This window comes from Rhodoplanes azumiensis, assembly GCF_042682915.1.
In the GTDB taxonomy this organism is placed as follows: domain Bacteria; phylum Pseudomonadota; class Alphaproteobacteria; order Rhizobiales; family Xanthobacteraceae; genus Rhodoplanes; species Rhodoplanes azumiensis.
The window spans coordinates 114,512-120,893 of sequence record NZ_JBHUIW010000020.1 but is presented as its reverse complement, the minus strand read 5'-3'; the positions used below and the strand labels follow the sequence as shown (position 1 = coordinate 120,893).

4 protein-coding genes are annotated in these 6,382 nt (G+C 69.3%); 1 reads left to right on the top strand and 3 read right to left on the bottom strand.

What is annotated here, in order from left to right:
* Positions 1-102: 102 nt before the first annotated feature.
* Positions 103-1,173 carry an ABC transporter substrate-binding protein gene (locus tag ACFSOX_RS16920; RefSeq protein WP_378478987.1) on the bottom strand — a complete coding sequence of 357 codons (1,071 nt, stop codon included), beginning with the start codon at positions 1,171-1,173 and terminating at the stop codon, positions 103-105.
* Between the two features lie 292 nt (positions 1,174-1,465).
* On the opposite strand from ACFSOX_RS16920, the gene metZ reads away from it, so the two are divergent.
* Positions 1,466-2,686: an O-succinylhomoserine sulfhydrylase gene (metZ, locus tag ACFSOX_RS16915; protein ID WP_378478986.1), complete on the top strand. Its 1,221-nt coding sequence runs from the start codon at positions 1,466-1,468 to the stop codon at positions 2,684-2,686.
* A 123-nt stretch (positions 2,687-2,809) separates the two neighbouring features.
* On the opposite strand, the gene ACFSOX_RS16910 is transcribed toward metZ, so the two are convergent.
* Positions 2,810-3,814, bottom strand: a complete 1,005-nt coding sequence (locus tag ACFSOX_RS16910; protein WP_378478985.1) for a CobW family GTP-binding protein — start codon at positions 3,812-3,814, stop codon at positions 2,810-2,812.
* Positions 3,815-3,978: 164 nt separating this feature from the next.
* Positions 3,979-6,261 (bottom strand): xanthine dehydrogenase family protein molybdopterin-binding subunit, encoded by a 2,283-nt coding sequence (locus tag ACFSOX_RS16905; protein ID WP_378478984.1) that lies wholly within the window; start codon positions 6,259-6,261, stop codon positions 3,979-3,981.
* Between the last annotated feature and the right edge of the window lie 121 nt (positions 6,262-6,382).

The following is a 6,382-nucleotide window of genomic DNA, read 5'->3' as shown; positions in this document are numbered from 1 at the left end:
AGCAGAATCAATGCCGTGCACCTCTTCAAGCACAATCCGTGCCGGACAGCCGTGGCACGAGGCCGGGCATGACGGGCTCGGGAGATTCGGCGCAGCGCGCCGCTACTGGCTCGCCGCCGCCTTCAGGAAGAACTTCGGCTCGAACAGGCCGTCGAGCGGCAGCTCCTTGTCGAGCGCGCCGAGCGTCACCTGATAACGTTGCATCGCCGCGGTCGGCTCGACGATGCTGCGCGGGTCGGCGACGAACTTCGAGGCCGGCGAGGCGAGCGCCTTGCGGATCGTCGCGACGTCGGTGATGCCCTTGCCGAGCGCCGCCTCGATGTGCGGGGCGACACGGTCCGGCGCCTGCTGGATCAGCCGCGTCGCCCGGACGATCGCGTCGACCAGCCCCTGCGACGGCGTCGGATGCTTCTCCAGGAACGCCGCCGTCACGGCGACCACGGTGCCGGGCTGGCCCGGGAACATCTCGCCGCCGAGCGCGACCAGCTTGATGCTCGGGTCGCGGCCCTGGACGATGGTGACGGCCGGCTCGCGCACCGTCGCGCCCTCGACGGCGCCGACCAGCACGGCCTGCTGGGTCGCGTCGATGCCCATCGGCACCACCGTCACGTCGGCCTTGTCGACCTTGCCGACCTCCCACAGCCAATGTTGCAGCGTGGTGTTCGGCACCGAGCCGGCCGGCTGGGTGGCGAGCCGGGCCGGCGCGCCCGCGGCGGCCCGATAGTGCTTGAACGCCTCGGCCGGCGAAACGCCGGGGGCGAAATGCCGGGCGAGCCTGCCGGTGGCGACGAAGGTCATCTCCTCGACGGCGGTCGCGGTGACGACCTTCACGTCGACGCCGCGGGCGCGCGCCACGGCGAGCGGCGCGACACCGGCGACGTAGACGTCGATGGTGCCGGAGGCGAGCGCCTGGGTCATGTTGGGGCCCGATTCGAAGGTCGTGACGCTCGCGTCGAGCCCGGCCTGCTTCAGCCAGCCCTCCTTGTCGGCGACGAAGATCGGTGCCGCGCCGAGGATCGGGATGACGCCGACGCGCAGCTTGACCGGCGCCGCCTGGGCGAATGCCGGACCGGGCAGGCCGAGGCTCGCCGCCGCGACCGAGGCGGACAGCCCGGCCAGCACGGCGCGGCGGGAGGGGGTGCCGGATTGGGCGGTGAAGGGGTCGGACGGCATGGCGGACTCCGCGAAAGACAGGACCGTTTCGGCGGAGAAAGAATGTTTTTCTCTGCAACGCAATATGGCGAATGCCATTTGCAAGACAGTTCCTTCTTCACCTTCATCGGAAGAATTTCCTTTCTGGCGCTCCCGCCCCGGGAGAATGCCGCGCCGCCACCGGCCGGCCACTCCCCTGGTCGCGCCGGGCCGCTTGTGCTCTATGACCGTGAACCGGCCGTCGCGCCCCGCCGGGGCGGCCTCCTCCCTCCGGACCGTCCCGCCACGGTCCCGGCCAGACGAAATCCACGCAATGCTCGACACCAAATCCCAGCCGCCCGGCCCGCCCGCGGCGGACGCCCACCTCCATCCCGAGACCCGTCTGGTGCACGGCGGCACCCTGCGCTCGCAATTCGGCGAGACGTCGGAGGCGCTGTTCCTGACCCAGGGCTTCGTCTACGACCGCGCCGAGACCTGCGAGGCCCGCTTCAAGAACGAAGATCCGGGCTACCAGTACACGCGCTACAGCAACCCGACGACGACCATGTTCGAGGACCGGCTGGCGGCGCTGGAAGGCGCGGAGGCGTGCCGCGCCGTCGCGACCGGCATGGCGGCCGTCAACGGCGCCATCATGGGGCTCGTGAAGGCCGGCGACCACGTGGTGGCACCGCGCGCCATGTTCGGCTCGTGCCGCTGGATCATCGAGGAGATGCTGCCGCGCTTCGGCGTGACCTCGACGCTGGTCGACGGCACCGATCTGGACCAGTGGCGCAAGGCTGCGGCGACGCCGGGCACCACCGTGTTCTTCCTCGAGACGCCGTGCAATCCGACTCTCGACGTGCTCGACATCGCGGCGATCGCCGAGATCGCGCACGCGGTCGGCGCGCTCTTGATCGTCGACAACGTGTTCGCGACGCCGCTCTACCAGCGCCCGCTGGCGCTCGGCGCCGACGTCGTCGTCTACTCGGCGACCAAGCACATCGACGGCCAGGGCCGCTGCATGGGCGGCGCGATCCTCGCCTCGAAGGCGCTGATCGAGGAGCGCATCCAGCTCTATCTGCGGATGACCGGCCCGGCGATCTCGCCGTTCAACGCCTGGGTGCTGCTGAAGAGCCTCGAGCTGATGCCGGTGCGGCTCGCCCGCGAGACCGAGACGGCCGGCAAGCTCGCCGACGCGATGCTGGCGATCCCGGGCATCACCAAGGTGATCTACCCGGGCCGCAAGGATCATCCGCAGGCCGAGGTGATCGCCCGGCAGATGAGCGGCGCCTCGACCCTGATCGCCTTCGACGTGACGGGCGGCAAGGAGGGTGCGTTCCGGTTCCAGAACGCCCTGAAGCTCGTCTCGATCTCCAACAATCTCGGCGACGTGAAGAGCCTGATCACGCACCCGGCGACGACGACGCATTCGCGCTTCAAGCCGGAGGAGCGGGCCGCGCTCGGCATCGCCGACGGCACGCTGCGCCTCTCGGTCGGCCTCGAGCACATCGACGACCTGGTGGCGGATCTGAAGCAGGCCGCCGCGGTGCTGTGATGCTGGTCATTCCGGGGCGCGGACCGCAGGTCCGTGAACCCGGAATCCCGCCCGGTTCTCGGTGCTTGTCACTGGATTCCGGGTTCGCGCGCTGACGCGTGCGCCCCGGAATGACGGGGAGCCCTACCCCACCAGACACCCGCGCAGGCCGGCCGTGACGGCGGCGCGGTCGAGCTTCTTGCCGATCAGCACGATGCGCGAGGAGCGCGGCTGCTTGCCCCATGGGTCGGCGGAGCGGATCTCCATCAGGCGATGGACGCCCTGGATGACGTGACGCCGCGTGTCGCCGGCCATCGCGACGATGCCCTTGAGGCGGAACACGTCGTCCCCGTGCGCGGCGAGAAAGTCGCGCAGCCACGCCTCGAGCTTCGCGCGATCGAACGAGCCGGGATCGACGAACGACATCGTCTCCAACCCGGGGTCGTGCTCGTGATGGTGATGATGGACGTCGAGGAACTGCTCGTCGGCGGCGAGCGTCTTCGACAGGTCGAAGGCGCCGATGCCGAGGATCCTCTCCAGCTCGACCTTGGCGTAGCTCGACCGGATGATCTCGGCCGTCGCGTTGAGGCCGCGCATGCGGCTCTCGACGGTGGCGATCTCGGCCTCGTCGACGAGATCGACCTTGTTGACGATCAGCCGGTCGGCCGCGACGATCTGATCGACCGCCTGGTTGTCGACGCCGTGCAGATCCGGGTCGTCGAGATGCCGGCCGATGTGCTTGGCGTCGACCAGCGTGACGATGCCGTCGAGGCTCACCTGCTTCGCCACCTCGGCGTCGACGAAGAACGCCGCCGCGACCGGGGTCGGGTCGGCGATGCCGGTCGTCTCGACCAGGATGTGGTCGAACTTCTCGCGCCGCGCCATCAGCTTCTGCAAGACCTCGATGAGATCCTGGCGGACGCTCGCCGTGCAGCAGATGCAGCCGTTGGTCATCTCGTAGATCTCCTCCTCCGAGGTGAGGACGAGACCCGAGTCGATGTTCACCTCGCCGAACTCGTTCTCGATCACGGCGATGCGGTGTCCGTGCCGCTCGGTGAGGATGTAGTTCAGGAGCGTCGTCTTCCCGGCGCCGAGGAAGCCCGTGAGGATGGTGACGGGGACGGGGGGCTGGTTACTGGTGTCGGTCATCGTCTCACCCGGCAGGGCTGGAAATCTGTCGTCTCTGATTCAGAGCCTCATCCCGAGGTGCTCGACCGCAGGTCGAGCCTCGAAGGATGCGGCCCCGGATCCACGGGCCGTCGCCCTTCGAGGCCGCGCTTCGCGCGGCACCTCAGGGTGACGGAGAGAGATGGTCACGCCGCCTGTGCGTCCTCGCGCGCGGCGAGCGCCTGAAGTATCTGCTCCGGCGTGATCGGGTAGTGGCGGAAGCGCACGCCGATCGCGTCGTGGATGGCGTTGGCGATGGCGGGGCCGATGGCGATGATCGGATCCTCGCCCACGCCCTTGGCGCCGAACGGCCCGCCGTCGGACGGCGCCGTCTCCAGGATGATGGTCCTGATCGGCGGCATGTCCATGGCGAGCGGCATCTTGTAGTCGACGAAGCTCGCATTGAGCGGGCGCCCGTCGCGATGATCGACGACGAAGTCCTCGGACAGCGTATGCCCGATGCCCTGCTGGATGCCGCCCTCGATCTGCCCGGCCGCAGCGATGGGATGGATGACCTTGCCGATCTCGTGCACGGGCACGACCTGAAGAACGGAAACCTGGCCGGTCTCGGTGTCGACCTCGACCTCGACGAAATGCGCCGCGAAGGAATACGACTTGGTCGGGTGATAGCTGCCCTCGCCGAGCAACTGCGGCGCCGGGATGCCCTTCTCGGCCGCGATCGCATCGCGCACCGTCATGCTCATGCCGGGCACGCCCTTCACGCTGATCACGCTGTCCTTGATCTCCAGATCCGCAGCCGCGACCTCGAGCTTGTCGGCGGCGCGCGCCAAGACCTTGGCCTTCACCTGTGCGGCCGCGATCTGGCAGGCACGGCCGGCCATGAAGGTGGTGTGGCTGGCGAAGGCACCGATGTCCCACGGCACCACGTCGGTGTCGCCGTGCACCACGGCGACGTCCTCGAACTTGACGCCGAGCTCCTCGGCCGTGATCTGGGCGAGCGCCGTGTGGGCGCCGGTGCCGAGCCCGGTGGTGCCGGTCATCAGCGTCACCGAGCCGTCCTCGTTCATGCGGACGACGGCGTTGCCCTGCTCCTTGATGCCCGGATAGGCGGATGAGCCGTGCATCTCGCAGCCCATGCCCCAACCGCGCCGCAGCCGCCCTGCCGGCGCCGCGCGCCGCTTGGTGGACCGGGAGGCCCAGCCGGTCTCCTCCATGCCGCGGCGGATGCAGTCTTCCAGGCCGTGGCCGGTGAGCGGATGGTTGGACGGCGCGATGTCGCCCTCGCGCACCGCGTTCTTCAGCTTCAGCTCCGCCGGATCCAGGCCGAGCATCTCCGCCGCCTCGTCCATCAGGATGTCGAGGGCGTAATAGGTCTGCACGACGCCGTAGCCCCGGAAGGCGCCGGCGATCGGCGTGTTGGTGTAGACGCAGCGGCCTTCCAGCCGCACGTTCTCGCAGCGATAGAGCGAGGTGAGCGCCGCGGTGCCGACCGCCGTGACGCCCGGCCCGTGCGAGCCGTAAGCGCCGCTGTTGAACACCACCTTGGCTTCGCGCGCCGTGATGGTGCCGTCGCGCTTGAAGCCCTGCCTGATCCACACCGTTCCGGGATGCCGCGTGCGGCCGCCCAGGAACGTCTCCTTCCTGGAAAACTCCATGCGCACGGGACGGCGCGTCCGCTGCGCCAGGAGCGCGCACAGAAACTCGTGCTGGAACAGATCCTGCTTGGCGCCGAAGCCGCCGCCCATGTGATCGACCAGCACCCGCACCTTGTTGAGCGGCAGGCCCAGAACCTCGGCCAGCGTGCCGCGCACCATGAAGGGGCTCTGGGTCGAGGTCCAGACGGTGAGCTTGCCGAGCGGATCCCACTGGCAGACGCAGACGTTCGGCTCCATGTAGGCCGGCGTCGGACGGCCCATGCCGTACTCGCCCTCGACGACCACGTCGGCCTCGGCGAAGCCCTTCTCCACGTCGCCGCGGGTGACGACGAAGGGCGGCAGGACGAGGTTTCCACCGGGTCCGACGTCGTGGATCGTCGGCGCGTCGGGCTTCAGCGCGTCCTCCACGGTGAAGACCGCGGGCAACGGCTCGTACTCGACCTCGATCAGCTCACAGGCGAGCTCGGCGATCTCCTCGGACGTGGCGGCGACGGCGGCGACGCCCTCGCCGTAATAGCGGACCTTGGTGTCGAGGATGTACTGGTCCTGCGTCACCGAGGCGGAGCGCGGATGCGGCGAGCCGTAGTGCAGCACGCGCGGCACGTCGGCGTGGGTGAGGATCGCCTTGACGCCGGGCAGCGCCAGCGCCTTGCTGGTGTCGATCGACACGATGCGGGCATGGGCGACGGTGGCGCGCTTCGTCTTGCCGTGCAGCAGGCCGGGCAGCACCACGTCGCCCGCATAGACGGCGCCGCCCGTCACCTTGCCGAGCGTGTCGGTGCGCTTGACGCTCTTGCCGATCACTGAAGTCATCGTCGCCTCGATCTCCCGCGTGTCATGGCCGGGCTCGTCCCGGCCATCCACGTCTCGCCGAGCCTCGAACACGTGGATGCCCGGGACGAGCCCGGGCATGACGCGTCAGAGGATGCGGCCG